General features: G+C 69.5%; 18 protein-coding genes and 1 pseudogene. 9 read left to right on the plus strand and 10 right to left on the minus strand.

What is annotated here, in order from left to right; genetic code table 11:
- Window positions 1–184: 184 nt before the first annotated feature.
- Both V9K99_RS02295 and V9K99_RS02300 read left to right on the plus strand, forming a co-directional pair.
- Entirely contained in the window at window positions 185–526 is a 342-nt protein-coding gene (locus V9K99_RS02295; protein ID WP_337007509.1) for an ArsR/SmtB family transcription factor, read from the plus strand.
- 58 nt (window positions 527–584) lie between these two features.
- The gene (locus tag V9K99_RS02300; RefSeq protein ID WP_337007510.1) at window positions 585–1,208 is read left to right on the plus strand and encodes a dihydrofolate reductase family protein; all 624 of its coding nucleotides are present in this window, start codon (window positions 585–587) and stop codon (window positions 1,206–1,208) included.
- Here V9K99_RS02300 and V9K99_RS02305 read toward each other — a convergent pair.
- Window positions 1,094–2,302, minus strand: coding sequence for an MFS transporter (locus tag V9K99_RS02305; protein WP_337007511.1), 1,209 nt, complete (start codon window positions 2,300–2,302; stop codon window positions 1,094–1,096). The two genes, V9K99_RS02300 and V9K99_RS02305, sit on opposite strands and share 115 nt — an antisense overlap.
- 80 nt (window positions 2,303–2,382) lie before the next feature.
- Here V9K99_RS02305 and dinB point away from each other — a divergent pair, with 80 nt between their 5' ends.
- Window positions 2,383–3,585: a DNA polymerase IV gene (gene dinB, locus V9K99_RS02310; RefSeq protein WP_337007512.1), complete on the plus strand. Its 1,203-nt coding sequence runs from the start codon at window positions 2,383–2,385 to the stop codon at window positions 3,583–3,585.
- Window positions 3,586–3,939: 354 nt separating this feature from the next.
- Here dinB and V9K99_RS02315 read toward each other — a convergent pair whose 3' ends face one another.
- The 7 genes and pseudogenes from V9K99_RS02315 to V9K99_RS02345 all read right to left on the minus strand — a co-directional run bounded on the left by V9K99_RS02315 (window position 3,940) and on the right by V9K99_RS02345 (window position 11,783).
- Window positions 3,940–5,169 (minus strand): serine/threonine-protein kinase, encoded by a 1,230-nt coding sequence (locus V9K99_RS02315; protein ID WP_337007513.1) that lies wholly within the window; start codon window positions 5,167–5,169, stop codon window positions 3,940–3,942.
- Between the two features lie 254 nt (window positions 5,170–5,423).
- Window positions 5,424–6,077 (minus strand): hypothetical protein, encoded by a 654-nt coding sequence (locus V9K99_RS02320; protein ID WP_337007514.1) that lies wholly within the window; start codon window positions 6,075–6,077, stop codon window positions 5,424–5,426.
- Between the two features lie 237 nt (window positions 6,078–6,314).
- Window positions 6,315–6,959, minus strand: coding sequence for a DUF5063 domain-containing protein (locus V9K99_RS02325; protein ID WP_132214275.1), 645 nt, complete (start codon window positions 6,957–6,959; stop codon window positions 6,315–6,317).
- Window positions 6,952–7,551 carry a recombination mediator RecR gene (gene recR / locus V9K99_RS02330; protein ID WP_337007515.1) on the minus strand — a complete coding sequence of 200 codons (600 nt, stop codon included), beginning with the start codon at window positions 7,549–7,551 and terminating at the stop codon, window positions 6,952–6,954. The genes V9K99_RS02325 and recR overlap by 8 nt, the downstream gene beginning before the upstream one ends.
- Window positions 7,552–7,783: 232 nt before the next feature.
- A pseudogene (locus tag V9K99_RS02335) lies at window positions 7,784–8,053 on the minus strand (YbaB/EbfC family nucleoid-associated protein); the annotation flags it as partial.
- Window positions 8,054–8,305: 252 nt separating this feature from the next.
- Window positions 8,306–8,920 carry a DUF2461 family protein gene (locus V9K99_RS02340; RefSeq protein ID WP_337007516.1) on the minus strand — a complete coding sequence of 205 codons (615 nt, stop codon included), beginning with the start codon at window positions 8,918–8,920 and terminating at the stop codon, window positions 8,306–8,308.
- 49 nt (window positions 8,921–8,969) lie between these two features.
- The gene (locus tag V9K99_RS02345; RefSeq protein WP_442914753.1) at window positions 8,970–11,783 is read right to left on the minus strand and encodes a DNA polymerase III subunit gamma and tau; all 2,814 of its coding nucleotides are present in this window, start codon (window positions 11,781–11,783) and stop codon (window positions 8,970–8,972) included.
- A gap of 79 nt (window positions 11,784–11,862) precedes the next feature.
- Here V9K99_RS02345 and V9K99_RS02350 point away from each other — a divergent pair, with 79 nt between their 5' ends.
- Entirely contained in the window at window positions 11,863–12,489 is a 627-nt protein-coding gene (locus V9K99_RS02350) for a TetR/AcrR family transcriptional regulator (RefSeq protein ID WP_337007518.1), read from the plus strand.
- Here the strand turns inward: V9K99_RS02350 and V9K99_RS02355 are convergent.
- Window positions 12,486–13,655: an acyl-CoA dehydrogenase family protein gene (locus V9K99_RS02355; RefSeq protein WP_337007519.1), complete on the minus strand. Its 1,170-nt coding sequence runs from the start codon at window positions 13,653–13,655 to the stop codon at window positions 12,486–12,488. The genes V9K99_RS02350 and V9K99_RS02355 overlap by 4 nt on opposite strands.
- Before the next feature lie 47 nt (window positions 13,656–13,702).
- Between V9K99_RS02355 and V9K99_RS02360 the strand changes: the two genes are divergently transcribed.
- The gene (locus V9K99_RS02360) at window positions 13,703–14,452 is read left to right on the plus strand and encodes an SDR family NAD(P)-dependent oxidoreductase (RefSeq protein WP_337007520.1); all 750 of its coding nucleotides are present in this window, start codon (window positions 13,703–13,705) and stop codon (window positions 14,450–14,452) included.
- A complete protein-coding gene (locus tag V9K99_RS02365; protein WP_337007521.1) occupies window positions 14,445–14,870 on the plus strand; it encodes a DUF3237 domain-containing protein in 426 nt (141 codons plus the stop codon). The genes V9K99_RS02360 and V9K99_RS02365 overlap by 8 nt, the downstream gene beginning before the upstream one ends.
- On the opposite strand, the gene V9K99_RS02370 is transcribed toward V9K99_RS02365, so the two are convergent.
- Window positions 14,871–16,088 carry a serine hydrolase domain-containing protein gene (locus V9K99_RS02370; protein ID WP_337007522.1) on the minus strand — a complete coding sequence of 406 codons (1,218 nt, stop codon included), beginning with the start codon at window positions 16,086–16,088 and terminating at the stop codon, window positions 14,871–14,873. It lies immediately after the preceding gene.
- A 95-nt stretch (window positions 16,089–16,183) separates the two neighbouring features.
- Between V9K99_RS02370 and V9K99_RS02375 the strand changes: the two genes are divergently transcribed.
- Genes V9K99_RS02375 through V9K99_RS02385 form a run of 3 tightly spaced genes read left to right on the plus strand, consistent with a single transcriptional unit; the run spans window position 16,184 to window position 19,025 of the window.
- Window positions 16,184–16,423, plus strand: coding sequence for a helix-turn-helix domain-containing protein (locus V9K99_RS02375; protein WP_337007523.1), 240 nt, complete (start codon window positions 16,184–16,186; stop codon window positions 16,421–16,423).
- The gene (locus tag V9K99_RS02380; RefSeq protein ID WP_337007524.1) at window positions 16,420–17,376 is read left to right on the plus strand and encodes a quinone oxidoreductase family protein; all 957 of its coding nucleotides are present in this window, start codon (window positions 16,420–16,422) and stop codon (window positions 17,374–17,376) included. Before V9K99_RS02375 ends, V9K99_RS02380 begins: the two co-directional genes overlap by 4 nt.
- The gene (locus V9K99_RS02385; protein WP_337007525.1) at window positions 17,373–19,025 is read left to right on the plus strand and encodes an AMP-dependent synthetase/ligase; all 1,653 of its coding nucleotides are present in this window, start codon (window positions 17,373–17,375) and stop codon (window positions 19,023–19,025) included. The genes V9K99_RS02380 and V9K99_RS02385 overlap by 4 nt, the downstream gene beginning before the upstream one ends.
- Window positions 19,026–19,095: the final 70 nt, after the last annotated feature.

Genomic DNA, 19,095 nt, shown 5'->3' on the forward strand with positions numbered 1-19,095 from the left:
AGTCTCGGGCCTCATTCTAGCCGTGACTCGATCGTTGCCTACCCGCTGACCAGCAGCCGGGCCGGCTGTCCGGCCGATCCGGACACCGCCGGTAGGTTCCACGGCCAGGCTCGGGAGCGGCCGGAAAGCGTCCGGCCGGTCCGGCCTCTTGTTCATATAAGTCATCACTGAAATACTTCGGTCCGTGCACGCGTTCGACATCCTCGGCGATCCGGTCCGGCGCCGGATCCTGGAACTGCTGGCCGACGGCGAGTTGCCGGCCGGCAGTATCGCCGCGACGATCGGTGCCGAGTTCGGCATCAGCCAGCCGGCCGTCTCCCAGCACCTCAAGGTGCTGCGCGACAACGGCTTCGCCACCGTCACCGTCGACGGCACCCGGCGGCTGTACGCCGTCGACCCCGGACCGCTGCGCGAGATCGACGGCTGGCTGGACCGCTACCGCAAGTTCTGGACCAATCGGCTCGACGCACTCGAGACCGAGATCCGCCGCGGCCGCCGGGAAGCGGCTGAGGCCGATCCGGCCTGAAACATTCGGGCCGCGGACTGCATCTGGGTTGGTAAGGAGACCCAGAGGAGCAGTAGAGATGCGGAACATCGTCGCCAGGCTGTGCATGTCGGAGGACGGCATCGTGGACCGGCCGGAGTACTGGATGCCCGAGCCCGGCCTGGCCGGGGTGTTCGACCAGTTGGTGACCGGCGCGGAGACGGTGCTGCTCGGGCGGACCACGTTCGAGCGGTACGCCGCCTTGGTGGGCCGGCCCGACGAGGCCGTCGTACCGCTTGATCGGGCGCGCAAGCTGGTGGTCGCGTCCAGGCCGGTGATCGCGCGGCCTCGTACCGAGGTCCTGCAAGGGGATCCGCACCGGGTGTTGCGGGCGTTGAAGCACGTGCCGGGTGCCGACATCCACGTGGTCGGCAGCGTCAAGCTGGTGCGGTCGCTGCTCCGGTGGCGGCTGATCGACGAGGTGTCGCTGCTCATCCATCCGGTCCAGGCCGGCTTCGGTACCCCGTTGTTCGAGGACCGGCGCGGGCTGCGACTGATCTCGATGTGCGCAGGTGGTTCCGGCGTACTGGAGGCGAGCTATCGGGTGGACTATGCGGCGACCGCGACCGCTTCCAAGTCGGCGTCGGCCGGGCGGTGGGGCGGTACGTGGAGCACCGAGAGCGTCCCGACCAGCGACAGGACGGCCATCAGGACCCACGCGTAGGGGACACCGAAGGTCTCGACCACTGTGCCGGCGACCGCGGATCCGATCGCGTTGCCGATCATGCCGCCGCTGAGCATCCAGCCGAAGATCTCGGTCCGCGCCACGGCCGGCGTCATCACGCCCAGCCGCTCGTAGATCGCGCCGACCGTCGGCGCGATCAGGCAGCCGAACGCGAACAGCATCACCGTCAGTGCGACCACGGACGAGGTGGCGAACACACAGCCGGTGACGAGCACCGCCAGCGCCAGCATCCGCCGCCAGACGTACGAGGCGCGCCGGCCCGGCAGCGCACCGCCGACCAGACCACCGATGAGGCTGCCGATCGCGGCGACCATCTCCAGCACACCGGCGATCAGCCGGTTGCCGTGCTCATCGGCGAACGCGACGATGCCGATCGACAGCGACGCGAAACCCGTGGCCAGACAAGCGAATGCGATGAGCAGGCCCAGCCGGTGCCGGTGGATCACCAACTGCCGCGCGGTCGGCCGGGGCTCATCGGTTTCCACGCGCTGTGTGCGCGGCTGCTGCTTGAGACCGAACCACCAGATCGCCACGGCCGCCGTTCCCGCACAGGCCAGTAGGCCGGCTCGCGGACTGGCGAAGCTGACCACCACAGCACCGAGCATCGGGCCGATGACGAACAGCAACTCCTGCGCGGTCGCGTCCAGTGCGTAGATCGCGCGCAGGCGCGCACCCTGTACCAGCTGCGGCCAACTGGCCCGCAAGGCCGAGGTGATCGGTGCCACGAACATGCCGGCCAGCGCGGCGGCGATCGGCAGCACCCGGTACCAGCTGTACGGCAGCAGCGCGACCACGGCCATCAGGACACTCCACGCCATCCCGGTCCCGATCACGACCCAGCGCGCCCCCTTCCGGTCCGCGCGCCGCGACCACACCACGCTGGCGATCGCCATCCCGACGGCGTAGGCACCGGCGACGATCCCGGCCCAGCCGAAGTTGCCCCCGGCGTCCTTGGCCAGGAACGCCAGCGGCACCATCACCGCCATCACCGGCATCCGCGCCACCAGGGCCGCCGCCAGCAGCGCCATCACCCCGGGGGTCTTCCAGAGATCGCGGTACGCCGTCAGGTCCATAGAGCGCATTCTGTCCTGACAAACCGGTTCGGCGCCTCGGGAATTCTCCCTATCCCGACGGCACGCGAGTATGCGAACATATGTTCGTGTCGGACCAGCGCGCGGCGACGATCCTGCATGCCGACCTGGACGCGTTCTACGCGTCGGTCGAGCAGCGGGACGACCCGCGCCTGCGCGGCCGGCCGGTGATCGTCGGCGGCGGCGTGGTCCTCGCCTGCAGCTACGAGGCCAAGGCGTACGGCGTCCGGACCGCGATGAACGGTGGACAGGCGCTCCGCCGCTGTCCCGGCGCGATCATCGTGGAGCCGCGGATGTCGGCGTACTCCGAAGCCAGCAAGGCGGTGTTCAAGGTCTTCGAGAACACCACACCCTTGGTGGAGGGGCTGTCGATCGACGAGGCGTTCCTCGATGTGGGCGGACTGCGGCGGATCTCCGGGACGCCGCTGGAGATCGCCCAGCGGTTGCGGGCCGACGTGATGTCGCAGGTCGGGCTGCCGATCACGGTCGGAGTGGCGCGGACGAAGTTCCTGGCCAAGGTGGCCAGCGGCGTCGCGAAGCCGAACGGACTGCTGGAGGTGCCGCCGGACCGGGAGCTGGACTTCCTGCATCCGCTCGATGTCGAGCGGCTCTGGGGTGTGGGTGAGGTGACGGCCGAGAAGCTGCGCAACCGCGGGCTGACCAAGGTCGGCGATGTCGCGATGCTGCCCGAGGCCGCGTTGGTGGCGATGCTCGGGCGAGCATCGGGGCGGCATCTGCATGCATTGGCGCACAACCGCGATCCGCGGCCGATCGAGGTGGGGCGCCGACGGCGGTCGATCGGGTCGCAACGGGCGCTCGGTCGATCGCCGAAGTCTCCGGAGCGGCTGGACGCCGTACTGGCTGGGCTCGTCGATCGGGTCACGCGACGTATGCGGACGGCGGGGCGGGCCGGGCGGACGGTGACGTTGCGGCTGCGGTTCGACGATTTCAGCCGGGCGACCCGGTCGCACACGTTGCCACAGGCAACGGATCAGACGCGGGCGATCCTGATCACCGCGCGGGCGTTGCTGTCCACGGCGCGCCCGTTGATCGCGACGCAGGGGATCACCATGATCGGCATCTCGGTGGGCAACCTGGAGAACGAGGCGGCTTTGCAGTTGGCACTGCCGTTCGACAAGGCGTCGAACGACGAGCTCGACTCGGCGCTCGATCAGGTGAAGGAGAAGTTCGGCACGAACGCGATCACACGCGGAATCCTGCTCGGCCGCGACCAGGGCCTGACGGTGCCGATGCTGCCGGACTAGTGCGTCGCCTAGAAGAGTTGAGCCGCACCTCGCCTCCGCGCGGACCAGTTCTAGGTGGTTGGTGCAGTTCGACAGGTGGTGTCCGGCGATCGGGTCGGACACCTGGTCGGGTCCAGGCGGCGAGTGACCGGTAGTGGACGTATACGTCCTGTCGATGTGCACCAGGCCGACCGCTCGCCAGCCCGCGCGTCCCCTTGCCCCGCTCTGGTGGGTCCGCCCACCAGGAGAGGGGTTAGCCAACCGGAATCTGGTGGGCCAACCCCCCTTCTCGTGGGCTGACCCATCTGCCGGGGAGCGTTGCCGGCGGTGCCGCTGTCCGGGGACGGTCAGCACCCCAACCTCTCTGGCACGGCCCTAGTAGTTGGTGTCGTGGAGGTGGCCGGCGTACCAGTTCAGGGCGGCTCGCAGCTCGTGGAGTTGTTGGTTGCGGCGTTTGCCGGACCGCCCGTGGGCGATGGGGTAGAGCTTTCGGCCGCCGTGGTGGGAGCGTATTGGCGTCGGCAGGGTGGCTTCATGGTTGAGCCACGCGACCAGCCAGGGTCTGCGGACGTCGCCGGCGATGCGGATGCGGGTCACCGACGACCACGGGATGGCTGCCTGTTCGTATGCTCTGGTGATCGCCAGGCCTTCCGGTGACAGGTGGAGTACGACGCGACGCCTGAGGACCAGGCGCCAGTAGCGGATGGCGAAGTACAGGCTGATCGCGGTCGCGATGCTGCCGATCACTACGCCGGATGGGTCGGCTGCGAAGGTCTGACGCGGCAGGCAGATGGCGGCGAGCAGGGTGGTGATCACGGCGATGATCGCCGGTCTCGTCCTGGTGGTGGTGAAGGTGGCACCGGTCTGCTGCGGAGGCCGGGGCTGCAGGGTTCCTGGGTGCGGCACTGGCATGTCGTGCTGCATGGGCGTCGGGTGCTGTACGGGCGGCTCTTGCTGCGCGGGTGTCGGCGGTTCGGGGAGGAGCTTGGTGGGGGCGATGATCGTGGCGGCCGGTGGAGGGATGACTGCGGTGTTCGCCGGTGAGCCGACGATCTGGAGCATCTCGGCGGGGGTCGGACGATGAGCGGGATCTCTTGCCAGGCAACGGCGTACGAGGTCCTGCAACGGATCCGGCAGCGGCGGGATGTAGGGCTGCTCGTGGACGATCCGGTGCAGCAGCGAGGCCGGGTTGCCGGTCGCGAACGGGCCGCGGCCGGACGCCGCGAACACCAGCACCGCGCCCAGCGCGAACATGTCGCTCGGCGGCCCGATCGCCGTACCGGTGACCTGCTCGGGTGACAGGTAGCCCGGGGTACCGATGACCACTCCGGTTGCCGTCAGGTTGGCTTCTTCGAGGGCGCGGGCGATGCCGAAGTCGATCACCCGCGGGCCGTTGTCGGTGAGGACGATGTTCGACGGCTTGAGATCGCGATGGATCAGGCCGCTGCGGTGGATCGCGTCGAGCGCCTCGGCCAGGCCGCCCGCGAGCGATCGCACTCCACCGGGCGCCAGCGGGCCGAACGTGTCGATCGCCTTCTGCAGCGTCGGTCCAGGCAGGTACTCGGTGGCCAGCCACGGATACTGCGCGTCCGGATCGATCGGCATCGACGACGGCTGCCGTGAACGCGCCGCTGACCTTCCGCGCGGCTTCGATCTCGCGCGCGAACCGGGCCCGGAATCCTTCGTCACCGGCCAGTTCGTCGCGGACCACCTTGACCGCGACCAGGCGGCCGCCGGGTGATCGGGCGAGGTACACCGCACCCATCGCACCGCGACCGAGCCGGCCCTGGATCGCGAACGACCCGATCGTCACCGGATCCCCTGGGTGCGTTGTCATCGGGGAGTCAGGCTAACGCGATTCAGGAGCGCGGGTAACCGATCTCGGCGATGCCTTCGGCCAGATCCGGTAGCCGGCGCTGACGGTTGAGCGAGGTCACGACGTACTCGGTCAGTGGCATCAGTGCGTAGACGTGCCGGATCGGCTCGAGGTCGAGCGCCAGCTCGTAGTAGTCCTCGGCGAACGTCAGGTACGCCTCGGGGCGACCGTCCGCGAGCACCTCGAAGAGCTGGTCCGCGCCGTCCTTGTCGACACCTTCGACCGGACCACATCGCCACTGCGTATCGGCCGTCGTACGCCAGAAGGCAACCGTCGCGCGCGGCGAACCCATCGGATCCCAGAACGCCTTGTCGTCCCGCGCGTGCTGGAACACGTCCGGCACTCCATCGATCAGCCCGGGCCAAGGTTGCATGTCGTTCGCGTACGGCGACATCGGCGACTCGTGATCGAACCCATACCCGAACGCACCGTCGGCCGAGAACACGATCGAGTACTCGTTCCCCGACCCGTCTCGCATCAACGCGGCCTCCTCGGTCTCCGACCACCGAGCGTCGAACGAGAAGTAGTTGGCGTCGTCGTACTCGTTCAACACAAGATCAAGCACCGCCAACGCCCGACTGACCCGCCTGGTGGTCTGCAAGTCCGGCAACCGCTGAATGACGTCGAAAACTGACACCGCCCCATTCAACCGGCCCCATCAGGCCACGTCGAGATACCGGCGCCGATGCCCCATGATCGCCCCGCGAACCTCGCGCAACCTGGGATCCAGGAAGGCCACCACCCACGGCCACCGCAAGTCCCCGCCGACATCCAATTGCCCTTGCATACAAGCCTCCTGACCGGGATCGGATCCTCACCGTAGTAGCTGAGGACCCCCTCGCGGGGCCGGTCGGAGGCTGGCTGTGGATAACTCTCAGCGGCGCTGGACGACCTCTTCGGCGACCTCGACGAGTTCGCGGTCGGTGGCCTCGGTTTCGGCGTCGTGGGCCGGCTCGAGCCGGTCGTGCGCGATCAGCGACTGGATGGCTCGCAGTACGGCGCTGGCCGCGGCACCCCACGTGGACACGTAGGAGAACTGCCACCACCACAGGGCCTCGATGATCCGGCCCTCCTCGTAGTGCGCCAGGCCGTGCACGAGGTCGGTCGCGATCGCGGTGAGGTCGTCGGACAGCCGGTTCACGGTGATCTCGGGTGGAGCGGCGTACGGATCGAAGACCTCGGCGTACTCGTCCAGGCCTTCGAACAGCACTGCCAGCCGGTCCCGCATCGCGTCCAGGTCCGGGTCGGGGCCGGCGTCGCTCTCGAACCGCTCCTCCGGCACGAAGTCCTCGAACGCGCCCAGCCGGCCGCCGGCGAGCAGCAACTGGCTCACCTCGAGCAGCAGGTACGGCAGCGAGGCGAGCCCCTCGTCGACACCGTCCTCGTCCGGCTGTGCCGCGATGTCGCGCACCGAGATCAGGAAGCTCTGCACCTGGTCGGCGATCTGCTCGGCGAACTCGGCGAGATCCTCGGAGTCCGTGCCCAGCGCGCGCTCTGCAATATCTGTTGGTTCAGTCATCGATCGATCGTCGCCCTTCAAACGCCCGTCCGAGTGTGACCTCGTCGGCATACTCGAGGTCACCGCCTACTGGAAGTCCACTAGCCAATCGGGTGACGCGCAACCCCATGGGCCGGAGCAACCGGCTCAGGTACGTCGCGGTCGCCTCGCCCTCGAGGTTCGGGTCGGTGGCCAGAATGATCTCGGTCACCTCACCGCTCGCCAGCCGCTGCATCAGTTCCTTGATCCGCAGCTCGTCAGGACCGATCCCCTCGATCGGCGAGATCGCCCCGCCGAGCACGTGGTACCGGCCCCGGAATTCCCGCGTCCGCTCGATCGCGACCACGTCCTTGGCCTCTTCGACCACACAGATCAGGCTCAGGTCGCGGCGCGGGTCACGGCAGATCCGGCACTGCGCCTCCTCCGAGACGTTGCCGCAGATCTCGCAGAACTTGACCCGCTCCTTCACCTGCACGAGCACATGCGCGAGCCGCCGTACGTCGGTCTCGTCAGCGGCCAGCAGATGGAACGCGATGCGTTGTGCGGACTTCGGACCGACGCCGGGCAGCCGGCCGAGCTCGTCGATGAGGTCCTGGACGGCCCCCTCGTACACGTCAGCCCGGGTTCCGACCGGATGACCCGGCCCCGCCACCCGGGTTCACGAACCCAGTTCCGCCGGCGCTCGGGCCACTCGGGCCTGGGCCTCTCTCATCCGGGGTCTCACCCGTGCCGGGCGCGATGCTTCCGCCCGGAGCCGAGGCGCCGGGCAGGGTGAAGCCGGCCGGCGCGGACGAACCGCCGCCGAAACCGGGCCCCTCGGACCCGAAGCCCGGGATGCCACCGGCCAGCGGGCCCATCGCGCGGGCCGCGGCCTCCTTGGCGTTCTCGGAGGCGTCCCGCACGGCGGCGACGACCAGATCGGCGAGCGTCTCGGTGTCATCCGGGTCGACGGCTTCCGGCTTGATCGTCAGGCTCAGCAGCTCACCGGTCCCCGACACCAGCGCGGTCACCAGCCCACCACCGGCCGAGCCCTCGATCTCCTGGCTCTCCAGGTTGGCCTGGGCCTCCATCAGCTGGTTCTGCATCGCCTGCGCCTGCGCGAGCAGGTCGGACATGTCGAAGCCGCCAGCACCGCCACCGTCGAACACCGCGATCTCCTCGTCGAGTCGCCATCTGCTACCGAGCCTCAACCCTAGCCGGTCCGCCGGACAACCCCAGCGCCGCCGTCCCGCAACCAGAAACCGACCAGTCTCCCCAGTCTCTCCACAGCTTTGTGGACAGACTTATCCACACCCTGTGAATCCTGTGGATATCCCTCGCCCGCAGTCTCCCCTTTCACCCACACCCCCGTGTGGACCGCCCCCGGGTTACGGCTTCTCCCAGCCGGTGGTGACGACGTAGTCCGTGTACCAGGTCGTGAGCTCGACGACGGGCCGCAGAGCCTGCGTGATGAGGCCGATGTCGTCGGTGTCGATCGGCTTCTCCGCGTAGACCGAACGCAGCCGGAGAAGGTCGGCGCGAGGGTGGTCGGGCGAGTACTTGCCCGGCATCCGAAGCCTGCTCGGCCCGGTGAGTCCGAATCCGTCGCGGCGCAGCCGTTCGACGACCCCGGCGAGCTCGCCGCCGCTGGCCTCGGCGTCGACCATCGCGCGGAACAGTTCCACCTGATCGCCGGCCGGGCTCGCCGAACCGCCGCCGAGCGTGAACCCGTCGAGGTCGAACGTGAACGTGATCCGGATCCGGCGGGCGATCCACCACGTCGCGCGCTGGTGCTGCCACGCGGCCGGCCGGTCGGACAGCCCGCTCAGCCAGAACGTCCCGAACTCGTCCTTCTCATTGAGCGCATCGCAGAGCTCTTGCAACGGCCCGCGGACGTGGCGCTCCAGGTCGTCGCGGTGCGTCTCCAGCTGAGCCGGGCTCAGCTCGCCCTCGAGATCCTCCAGTACGTCGTACGCCGCGTCGGTCCAGCCCCGGAAACCCATACGCGGCAATCTGCCACCGGCCACCGACAAACCGGCCGGGACTATGCCGTCAGTTGGGTTCTTCGGTGATGATCTGGGCGCCGAGGGTCTCGCGGAGGAGGTCGGTGTGGGAGCGGGAGTCCTCCTCCAGCACCATGTCGTCCTCGCCGATCGCGTCCGCCTCTTCCTCAGGCGTCAGCGGTACCTCCGGCGCTGCGGGAGCCGCGGCGGCCTTCCGAGCCTGCTCAGCAGCTACGGCCGCTTCCGCCGCACGCCGCTTACTCGCCGCCTGCTCCCGACGGTCCACCTCCGCCGGCGCCGCCCCACCTGGCGCCCCCGGTGCGGCTGAGGTCGCCGGTCCCGTCGGCTGCCCTGCTCGTGGCCCCGGCGGCGAGGCCGGTCCGTCGTCCCACGGGTCAGGCTCCGGCGGTACGTCGTACTCCGGCGGCGGATCCTGTACGGCGACCGCCGCATCAGGCCCGTCAGACCACTGCCCGGCACTTCCCGAGCCACCCGGCCCACCGAACCCGCTCGCGGCGTTGCCCGAACCGGATCCGCCCCGACCAGCATCCTGCGAGAAGCCGTCACCACCGGATCCAACACCGGCCGGTGCCTGGTTGCCCGACTGACCCGGCGACCCTTGTGGCACGCCCGAACCCGCCGCGGCGGCACCCGCCCCGCTAACGCCAGCCCCAGCAGCGCTCGCTCCAGCCCCGCCCGCACCCGTCCCACCGGCGCCTGCGACACCTCCGCTCGCACCCGGCCCACCACCTGCGGGCCCTCCACTAGCGCCCGCACCACCGGACCCACCAGCTGCGCCGGGTCCAGCGGAGCCAGCTCCGTCGGCGCCCCAGCTGCCGCCGTCCGTGCCAGCACCCGCACCACCGCCCGACCCACCCGCGCCGCCGCCCTGGGGGCCACCGGAACGTGGGCCGCCTGCGTGCTGACCGCCGCCACCTCCGGCACCCGGGTCGGTGGACGGGTCGACGACTGCCTCGATGCGGCGGTTCAGACCGATGGTGTCGATCATCGCCTGCCGCAAAATCTCGTCACTCCCGGACCGGGCGAAGCTCTCCCGAGCCCCCGCGTTCACCAGACCGAGCGTCAGCGTCTGATCGTCGACCGCGATGACCTGCGCGTTCTGGCTCAGCATGATCCACGCGAACCGCCGCTTCGCCTTCACCGCCTCGAGCACCTCAGGCCACAACCGCCGTACGTCGGCCAACCCAACGGATCCGGCCGACGGAGGGGCCGCGGCAGGCGGAGCGCCGGCGGCTTGCGGCGCGGGAGCTGCAGCCCCAGGCGCAGAGGTCACCGAGTAGGCCGACTCATCCGCCCATGCCCCAGACCGTGCCCCCGCACCGGCTGGCGGGCCGTCGGCAGCACGAGCAGCTGGTGGAGCGTCGGCAGCACGAGCGGCCGGCTGCGCATCGCCTGAACCAGCATCACCGCGTGCGACCTGCCCTGAGCCCGCATCAGGTCCCGGCGCGGCACCACTGGCCGGACCGCCTGCGTCCGAGCCACCTGACGAAGGCGCCGTACCGGCGTCTGCGGTGGACCCTCCCCCCGCGGCAGCGCGGGCTGCGGCTCGGCTCGTCGCCACGTCCGGCCCAGCACCACCCACAGGAGCACCAGCGGACCCGGCCGGCTGACCCGCGTCCGCCGTACTGGCGACTCCGGGGACTCCGATGGCGAGGCGGCGTTCCATTCGGTCGAGTCGGGCTTGGATGCCGTTGGTGGAGTCGTCGGCACCTGGCAGCAGGACCTTGGCGCAGATGAGCTCCAGCTGCAGCCGAGGCGCCGTGGCCCCGCGCATCTCCAGCAGACCGGCCGCGACGATGTCCGCGGCCCGAGTGAGCTCGGCCGCACCGATCCCGGCGGCCTGGGTCTGCAACCGCTCGCCCTGGTCCTCGGCGGCTTCGATCAGGCCGGAGACGATCGCGTTCGGTACGGCGGACAGCACCACAAGGTCACGCAGTCGCCGGAGCAGATCCTCGGCGAACCGCTTCGGGTCCTGGCCGGTCTCGATCACGCGCTCGATCGACTCGAACACGGCCTTGCTGTCATGCGCCGCGAACCCGTCCACACACCCGTCGAGCAGCGAGTCCGGCGTGAACCCGAGCAGCGCGACGGCCAACTCGTACGTCACCCCGTCCGGCCCCGCCCCACCGATCAGCTGGTCGAGCACGCTCAGCGAGTCACGGACCGAACCGGCACCGGCCCGCACGACCAGCGGCAGCGCAGCCGGCTCGATCGCGACGCCCTCGGACTGGCACAGCGTTGCCATGTAGTCGCCGAGCACCTTCGGCGGGACCAGGCGGAACGGATAGTGATGCGTCCGGGACCGGATCGTCCCGATCACCTTGTCCGGCTCGGTGGTGGCGAAGATGAACTTGAGGTGCGGCGGCGGCTCCTCGACCAGCTTCAGCAGGGCGTTGAAGCCCTGCGTGGTCACCATGTGCGCCTCGTCGATGATGTAGATCTTGTAGCGGCTCTCCACCGGCGCGAAGAAGGCCCGCTCGCGCAGATCCCGGGCGTCGTCGACACCACCGTGCGAGGCGGCGTCGATCTCGATCACGTCGATGCTGCCGGGGCCGCCGCGGGCCAGGTCGGTACAGGACTTGCACACCCCGCACGGCTCGGCGATCGGGCCCTTCTCGCAGTTGATCGCGCGGGCCAGGATCCGGGCGCTGGTGGTCTTGCCACACCCGCGCGGGCCGGAGAACAGATAGGCGTGGTTGACCCGGTTGTTGCTCAGCGCGTTCCGCAGCGGCGCCGTGACATGGTCCTGCCCGATCACCTCGGCGAACGTCTCCGGGCGATACCGGCGGTACAACGCAAGGGGTGCTTCCACGCCCGCAACCCTAGCGCCGACCCCCGACATTTCCTCCCCAAGCCCGCGGCCGCCCGGAAATCGACGGGGTGTCGTGCGGGATGGACGCAGTGTCGGGGAGAATCGACACATGTCGAACGGGACGCCGGGGGTACGGCGACGCAAGCCGAGCAAGGGTGATCTGACCTCACAGGCGATCCTGGAGACCGCCGAGAAACTGCTGGCCGAGCGGGATCTCAGCGAGATCACCATCGACGATCTGACCACCGGCGCCGGGATCTCGCGCTCGGCGTTCTACTTCCACTTCGAATCCCGCGAAGCCGTGCTGTACGTGCTCGCGGAGAAGATCGTGGCCGAGCTGTACGACACCGCCAGCGCCTGGACCGGGTCCTCCGCGTCGCCGGCCGCGGACGCGCTCCGGGACGCCACCGCCGGTTCGGTCGCGATCTGGCGTCGCAGCGGCCCGGTCCTCCGCGCCGCGACCCGGGCCCGGGAGACGAGCCCGCCGATGACGCAGTTCTGGAGCGACATGGCGCGGAAGTTCATCACCGCGGTCGCGGACCGGATCGAGGCCGAACGCGCGGCCGGCCGGGCGCTGCCCGGACCACCGGCGGCCAAGTCGCTGGCGCTGGCGCTGGTGTCGATGAACGACGAGGTCTTCTACCACCACTCCAGATCCCGCCGGTCGGCCACCGCGGACCGCGAGATCGTCGACACCCTCACCACGATCTGGCTGCGTTCGATCTACGGCAGCTAAATGTGGCCGCCTGGCTTGCGGTAGCCGCGGAGGAGGTCGCGGGAGATGATCAGGCGCTGCATCTCGTCGGTGCCTTCGAAGATCCGCCACAGCCGGACCTCGCGGAACCACCGCTCGATCGGTAGCTCCTTCGTGTAGCCCATGCCGCCGTGGATCTGCAGCACCCGGTCCGCGACCCGGTTCACCGCGTTCGTGCCGTACAGCTTGGCGATCGCCGAGTCGTGCTGTGGCGGCTGCCCCTGATCGATACCCCAGGCGGACCGCAGCACCAGCCAGCGGGCGGCCTCCAGGTCCACCTCCGAATCGGCGATCATCCACTGGATCGCCTGGTTCTCGCCGATCGGCTGGCCGAACGTGTGCCTGGTGTTCGCGTGCTCGATCGCCATCTCCAGCAGCCGTTCGCACGCGCCGATACCGCGGGCCGGGATGAGGTAGCGGCCCTTCATGATCCAGCGCATCGCCAGCTCGTACCCGGCCCCGACCTCGCCGAGCACGTGGTCGTCGGGGACGCGGACGTCGTCGAACACCAGCGTCGCCGGACCGCCGTTGCCCATCGTGACGATCGGGCTCGACGTCCAGCCACGGTCCCGGTCGACCAGGAAGGCGGTGAACCCGCCCTTGGGACCGCGCAGCGCATCCGTGACCGCGATGACGATGGCGAAATCGGCCTCGTTGCCGCCGGTGATGAAGGTCTTCTCACCGCGGATCACCCACTCGCTTCCGTCGCGGCGGGCGCTGGTGCGGATCGCCCGGGTGTCCGACCCGGCGCCCGGCTCGGTGATCGCGAAACACGATCGCCGCTGACCGGAGATGGTCGGCAGCAGATAGTCCTTGGTCTGCCGTTCGTCGGCCTCGTACAGGATGTTGTCCGCCTCGCCGCCGAAGCTGAACGGGATGAAGGTCCGGCCGAGCTCGGCCGTGATCAGCGCCTGCTCGACGGCCGGCAGGTCCATCCCGCCGTACTCGTCCGGTGTGCCGAGGCCCCAGAAGCCGAACTCCTTGGCCCGCTGCCGCAGCTCCGCGACCTCTTCCGGCTCGATCCCGACGCCACCGGATCGCTCGCGCCGGAGCACCTCGGACTCCAGCGGCATCAGCTGCTCGCGGACGAACCGGCGGGCCACGTCCCGGATCGCGCGCTGCTCCTCCGACAGTCCGAAGTCGATCATCGGTCCTCCTCTTGTTTGTCGACAGAGTGTCAAATATCGTCGACGGCATGTCAATCCTACGCTTCAGCGGCCGTACTGTCCTGGTGACGGGTGGCGCCTCCGGGATCGGCGCCGCCACGGCCCGGCGACTCGCCGCCGAGGGCGCGACCGTCGCGGTCGCGGACCTGGACGAGTCCGGCGCCGGCCGGGTCGCGGCGAAGATCGACGGGTACGGCGTCCGGCTGGACGTGGCGGACCTGGCGTCGGTCCAGTCCGCGTTCGAACAAGTCGTGGCCGCAATCGGGCCGGTCGACGTCCTGGTGAACAACGCGGGCGGCGACCGTACGGCGTACTTCGTCGACAGCTCCCCCGCCGACTGGGACCACTGGATCGCGGTGAATCTGCGCGGAACGATGGCCTGTACGCACGTCGTACTCCCGGGCATGCAAGACCGCCGGCGGGGCGCGATCGTCAACATGGCCAGCGAGGCCGGACGGGCCGGGTTGGCGGCCGGAGCGACGTACTCGGCGGCGAAGGCCGGTGTCCTCGGGTTCACCAAGGCGATCGCGCGGGAGGCGGCGCACTACGGCGTCCGTTGCAACGCGGTCGCGCCGGGGCCGATCGACACCCCGATGCTGGCTGGCCTCGACGGATCCGGCCTCGGCCGCAAGATCCGGCAGGCGATGGTGGCAGGCACGATGCTCGGACGCAGCGGTACGCCGGAAGAGGTGGCGTCCTGTGTCGCCTTCCTCGCCTCCGACGACGCGTCGTTCGTCACCGGTCACACGCTGTCCGTCAGTGGCGGCGGCTATGTCTAGCGCACTCACCTTGGTCCCGCTCGCCACCATGGTCGCCGAGCTCCGGCCGCCCAAGGTGCTCTCCCGGACCCCCGCCGGCACCCGGATGATCTACGAGGTCGCGGCCGGCCACATCAGCGGCGACCGGCTGAACGCGAAGCTCGCCGGCAGCTCGTCAGCGGACTGGATGCTCGTCGGACCGGACGGCACCGGCACTCTGGACGTCAGGTCGCTGGTGGAGACCGACGACGGCGCACTGCTCTTCCTGCAGTACAACGGCCGCGTCGATCTCGCCGACGGCGGCTCCGCCCCGCTCTACGCGACGCCGAGGTTCGAGACCGGCGATCCGCGCTACGGCTGGCTGAACAAGCTGCAGGCCGTAGGCAAGGGCACGTTGACCGGCAGCACCTTGACCTACGACCTCTACGAGCTGCGGTGACTAGGGATGCACCCACAGTCCGCCACTGGCCGGCCGCCGATACCCGAGCGCCGCGTACGTCGCGTCGACCAAGGCCTGACACCGCTCGTTGATGCCGATCCCCGGCCCCTGCCGGCTCATCGTGTAGGCGAAGGACAACCTCGCCCGCGGATCGGCGAACCCGATCGAGCCACCGAAACCGGAGTGCCCGAACGCCTCCTCGGACAGCAGGATCCCCTCGGCGTCGGCGATCGGCAGGTGGCTGTTGTCGATCGCCTTCACGAAGCCGAGGGTGAACCGGCTCGGCACCAGTACGACGGCATCGACCGAACTGGCCGAACTCACGGCTCCCATAGCCGCGGGCTGGAATTCGTCGACGAGACCGCCACCGCCATTGGCGAGCGGCGTGTAGAGCCCGGAAAGCCCACGAGCGTTGGTGATTCCACCGGTCGCCCCGATCACGGCGGCATGTGCGGCACGGGTGTCCGCCTCACCGGGGTTCATGTAGCCGCCGTTGTTCAGCAGCATCTGGCCGGCGACCGACGCTGGATCCGTCATCGCGGCGATGAACAGGCTCGGCACCGGCGCACCCGGGGCGCTCAGGTCGGCCGGGATGGTGTGTGCCACCCGATGCTCCTCCGACTCCGGCAGGCCGAGCCAGAAGTCCAGTCCCAGCGGTTCGGCGATCTCCGTCCGGAAGAACTCACCCAGTGGCACCCCGGCAACTCGCCGTACCACTTCACCGATCAGGAAGCCGAAGGTCAGACCGTGGTAGCCGTGCCTGGTCCCCGGCTCCCACCACGGCCGCTGCCGCGCGAGGGCGTCCACCATCAGGTCCCAGTCGTAGAAGGCGCCTGGCGGCAGCGGTTCGCTCACCGCCGGGAGCCCGGCCTGGTGGTTGAGCAGCTGCCGCACCAGGATGCCGCCCTTGCCCTCGGCCGCGAACTCCGGCCAGTAGTTGGCCACCGGCAAGGTCAGGTCAAGCTTGCCTCGGGCAACGAGCAGGTGCGCACAGAGCGCGACCGCACCCTTCGTACCCGACCAGATGTGCACCAACGTGTCCCGTTGCCACGGTGCTCCGGCGACCGGGTCCTGCTGTCCGCCCCACAGGTCGACCACCGCTTGTCCGTCCACCGTCGCGTGCACGGCCGCGCCGACGTCGCCGTACTCGGTGAAGTTGCGTTCGAAGGCCTCCCGGACCGCCGCGAACTCCGGTGCGCACATGCCGTCGGTCGTCATCCCAGCCTCCTCAGAGTGCTCTCTGTCCAGCACAGCACCGCCGCGGCCGCGGCAACAGTCGTGTTTCCTCAACAGTCCGTCGAAGGGGTACGCCGATGACCCAGATCCTGACACCCGTCGAAACGGCCGTCCGGCGGCTCGGCCGGATGACGCCGGCGGAGGAACGCATGGCCCGCCTCGTCCAGCAGGGCCTCCGCAACCGGCAGATCGCCGAGAGCCTGCACTACAGCCCGCGCAGCGTCGAGGTCTACCTGTCCCGGATCTACCACAAGCTGGGCATCTCGTCCCGGCTGGAACTGGCCCGCGCCCTCGATGCCGCCGAGGTCCGCTCATGAAGGCGATCCAGATCTCGGCGTACGGCGGCCCAGAAGTCCTGCAGTACGTCGATCTGCCGGAGCCCGTGGAGCGTCCCGGCCACGCCCTGATCCGCGTCACCCGGGCAGGGGTGAACTACGCCGACACGCACACCACCGAGAACACCTACATCACTCCAACCCAGTTACCCGCGGTTCCGGGCGGGGAGGTCGCCGGTACGACGCCGGACGGACGCCGCGTGGTCGCGTTGGTACCGGGTGGCGGCTACGCCGAGTTGGCCGTCGCCCGCGACGATCTGATCTTCGACATCCCGGACGGGATCACTGACGGACAGGCGCTCGCACTGGTGCTGCAGGGCGTGACCGCCTGGCACCTACTGCAGACCAGCGCCCACCTGGCCGCGGGCGAGTCCGTGGTGGTTCACTCCGCCGCGGGTGGCGTCGGGACAGTCGCCGTACAACTCGCCAAGCACTACGGCGCGGGCCGGGTGATCGCCACTGCCTCGACCGCGGAGAAGCGGAAGCTTGCGGAAGAGCTTGGCGCCGACCTCGCTCTGGAAGCCGGTGCCAACCTGAGGGACCAGCTGATCGAGGCGAATGGAGGCCGGCCGGTCGACGTGATTCTGGAGATGATCGGCGGGCCCGTGTTCGACCAGTCGCTCCGCGCGTTGGCGCCGTTCGGTCGGCTGGTGACGTTCGGCCAGGCGTCGCGGACCGCGGCGAAGGCGATCGATCCGGTGAAACTGATGGCCGCGTCTCGCGGGGTGATCGGGTTCTGGCTCGGGCACTGCTTCCGCCGCCCGGCGACGATCGCCCAGCCCCTCGAGGAGTTGTTCCGCCTCACGCTGGACGGCGTACTGCGGCCGGTGGTCGGCGGCGAGTATCCGCTGGCGGAGGCGGCTCGCGCGCATCAGGACATCCTTGGCCGCGGCACCGTGGGCAAGCTTGTGCTGGATCCACAGGAGGCCTCATGATCCGCACGATCGCCGAGCTGCCGTTCGTCTCGGCGGAGCGCTTCGGCGACCGGCCGGCCCTGCAGTACCGGTCCGGCGGCGGCTGGCAACAACAGTCGTTCAGCGAGGTCGGCGTACTGGTCGATGCGCTGGCCCGCGGGTTCGCGGCATCCGGCGTGGGCCCTGGCGACCGGGTGTGCATCCTGGCTGAGACGACACCGGAGTGGACTCTCGCCGCACTCGGCGTCCTGTCCGCGGCTGGCGTGGTCGTGCCGATCTACGCGACCAGTTCGGCGGAGGAGTGCGCCTGGGTGATCACCGATTCCGGCGCGCGGATCGTGGTCTGCACCGACGCCGCGCGCGACCGGATCGAAGGGCTCGCGGCTCAGGTCATCTCGCTCGAGAGCGGTCTGGAGTCATTGGCCCAGCTGGGTGCCGGTCAAGACCTGGAGGACCGGCGCGCGGCCGTGCAGCCGACGGACCCGGCCCTGATCATCTACACCTCCGGGACGACCGGACCACCCAAGGGCTGTGTGCTGACCCATCGGAACTGGTTGCGGATCGGCGAGCTGACCGAGGAGCTGAACTACGTCCGCCCCGGCGATGTCGTCTACCTGTTCCTGCCGCTGGCGCATGTGTTCGCCCAGATGGTCCAGTTCGCGTCGTTGAGCATCGGTGCCACGCTGGTCTATTGGGGTGGCGACATCACCAGGATCGTCCCCGAGTTGGTCGAAGTACGCCCGACCTTCCTGCCCGCTGTACCGCGGATCTTCGAGAAGTTGTACGCGGCAATGACCACCGGGATGGACCCGGCCGCGGTCCGCCAGGCGGTGTCGGTCGGCCTGCGGATCCAGCAACTCCAGCGAGAGGGGACACCGCTGCCCACCGAGCTCGCTGCCGCGCAGACCGAGCTGGAACCTCTGTTCGCGAAGGTCCGCGGTGCCTTCGGCGGGCGGCTCCGCCAGGCGTTGTGCGGTGCGGCGCCGATCGCTCAGGAGGTGCTGGAGTTCTTCCACGCGGCCGGCGTACCGGTGCTGGAGGGTTATGGCATGACCGAGACCACCGGCGTCGGCACGGTGAACGAGATCCACCTCTTCAAGGCGGGCAGCGTGGGCCGGCCGACACCCGGCGTGGAGTTGCGGCTCGGTGTGGACGGCGAGATCGAGATGCGCGGCCCGCACGTCTTCGCCGGCTACTGGAACAACCCTGCCGCGACCGAGGCGATCATGACCGGCGACTGGATCCGGACCGGCGACCTCGGCGAGATCGACGCCGACGGCTTCGTCCGGATCACCGGCCGGGCGAAGGACATCATCATCACCTCCGGCGGCAAGAACCTCAGCCCGGCCAACCTCGAGAACGACCTGCGCCAGTCGCCGTGGATCTCACACGCAATCGTGTACGGCGACCGCCGGCCGTACCCGATCGCCCTGCTGACCGTGGATCCGGACGCCGCCGGAGCGGCCGGACCCGACGAGGTACTCAAGGTGATCACCGAGGTGGTCGACGCGGTCAACGCCCGCTACTCGAAAGCGTCCCAGATCAAGCGATTCGCGATCCTCGACCGCGACCTCACCGTCGAAACCGGCGAACTGACCCCCAGCATGAAAGTAAAGCGCCAAGCGGTCGCCAACAACCACGCAACAGTAATCGAGTCCCTCTACACCTAAGCCTTACGCTGTCGCACCCGACTGCGGCATCACCCAGCTCGGTGTGCCCGGCCTGCGCCGCGTCGCCCGT

Origin of the sequence: Kribbella sp. CCNWLW201 (genome assembly GCF_037203805.1) — a bacterium.
In the GTDB taxonomy this organism is placed as follows: domain Bacteria; phylum Actinomycetota; class Actinomycetes; order Propionibacteriales; family Kribbellaceae; genus Kribbella.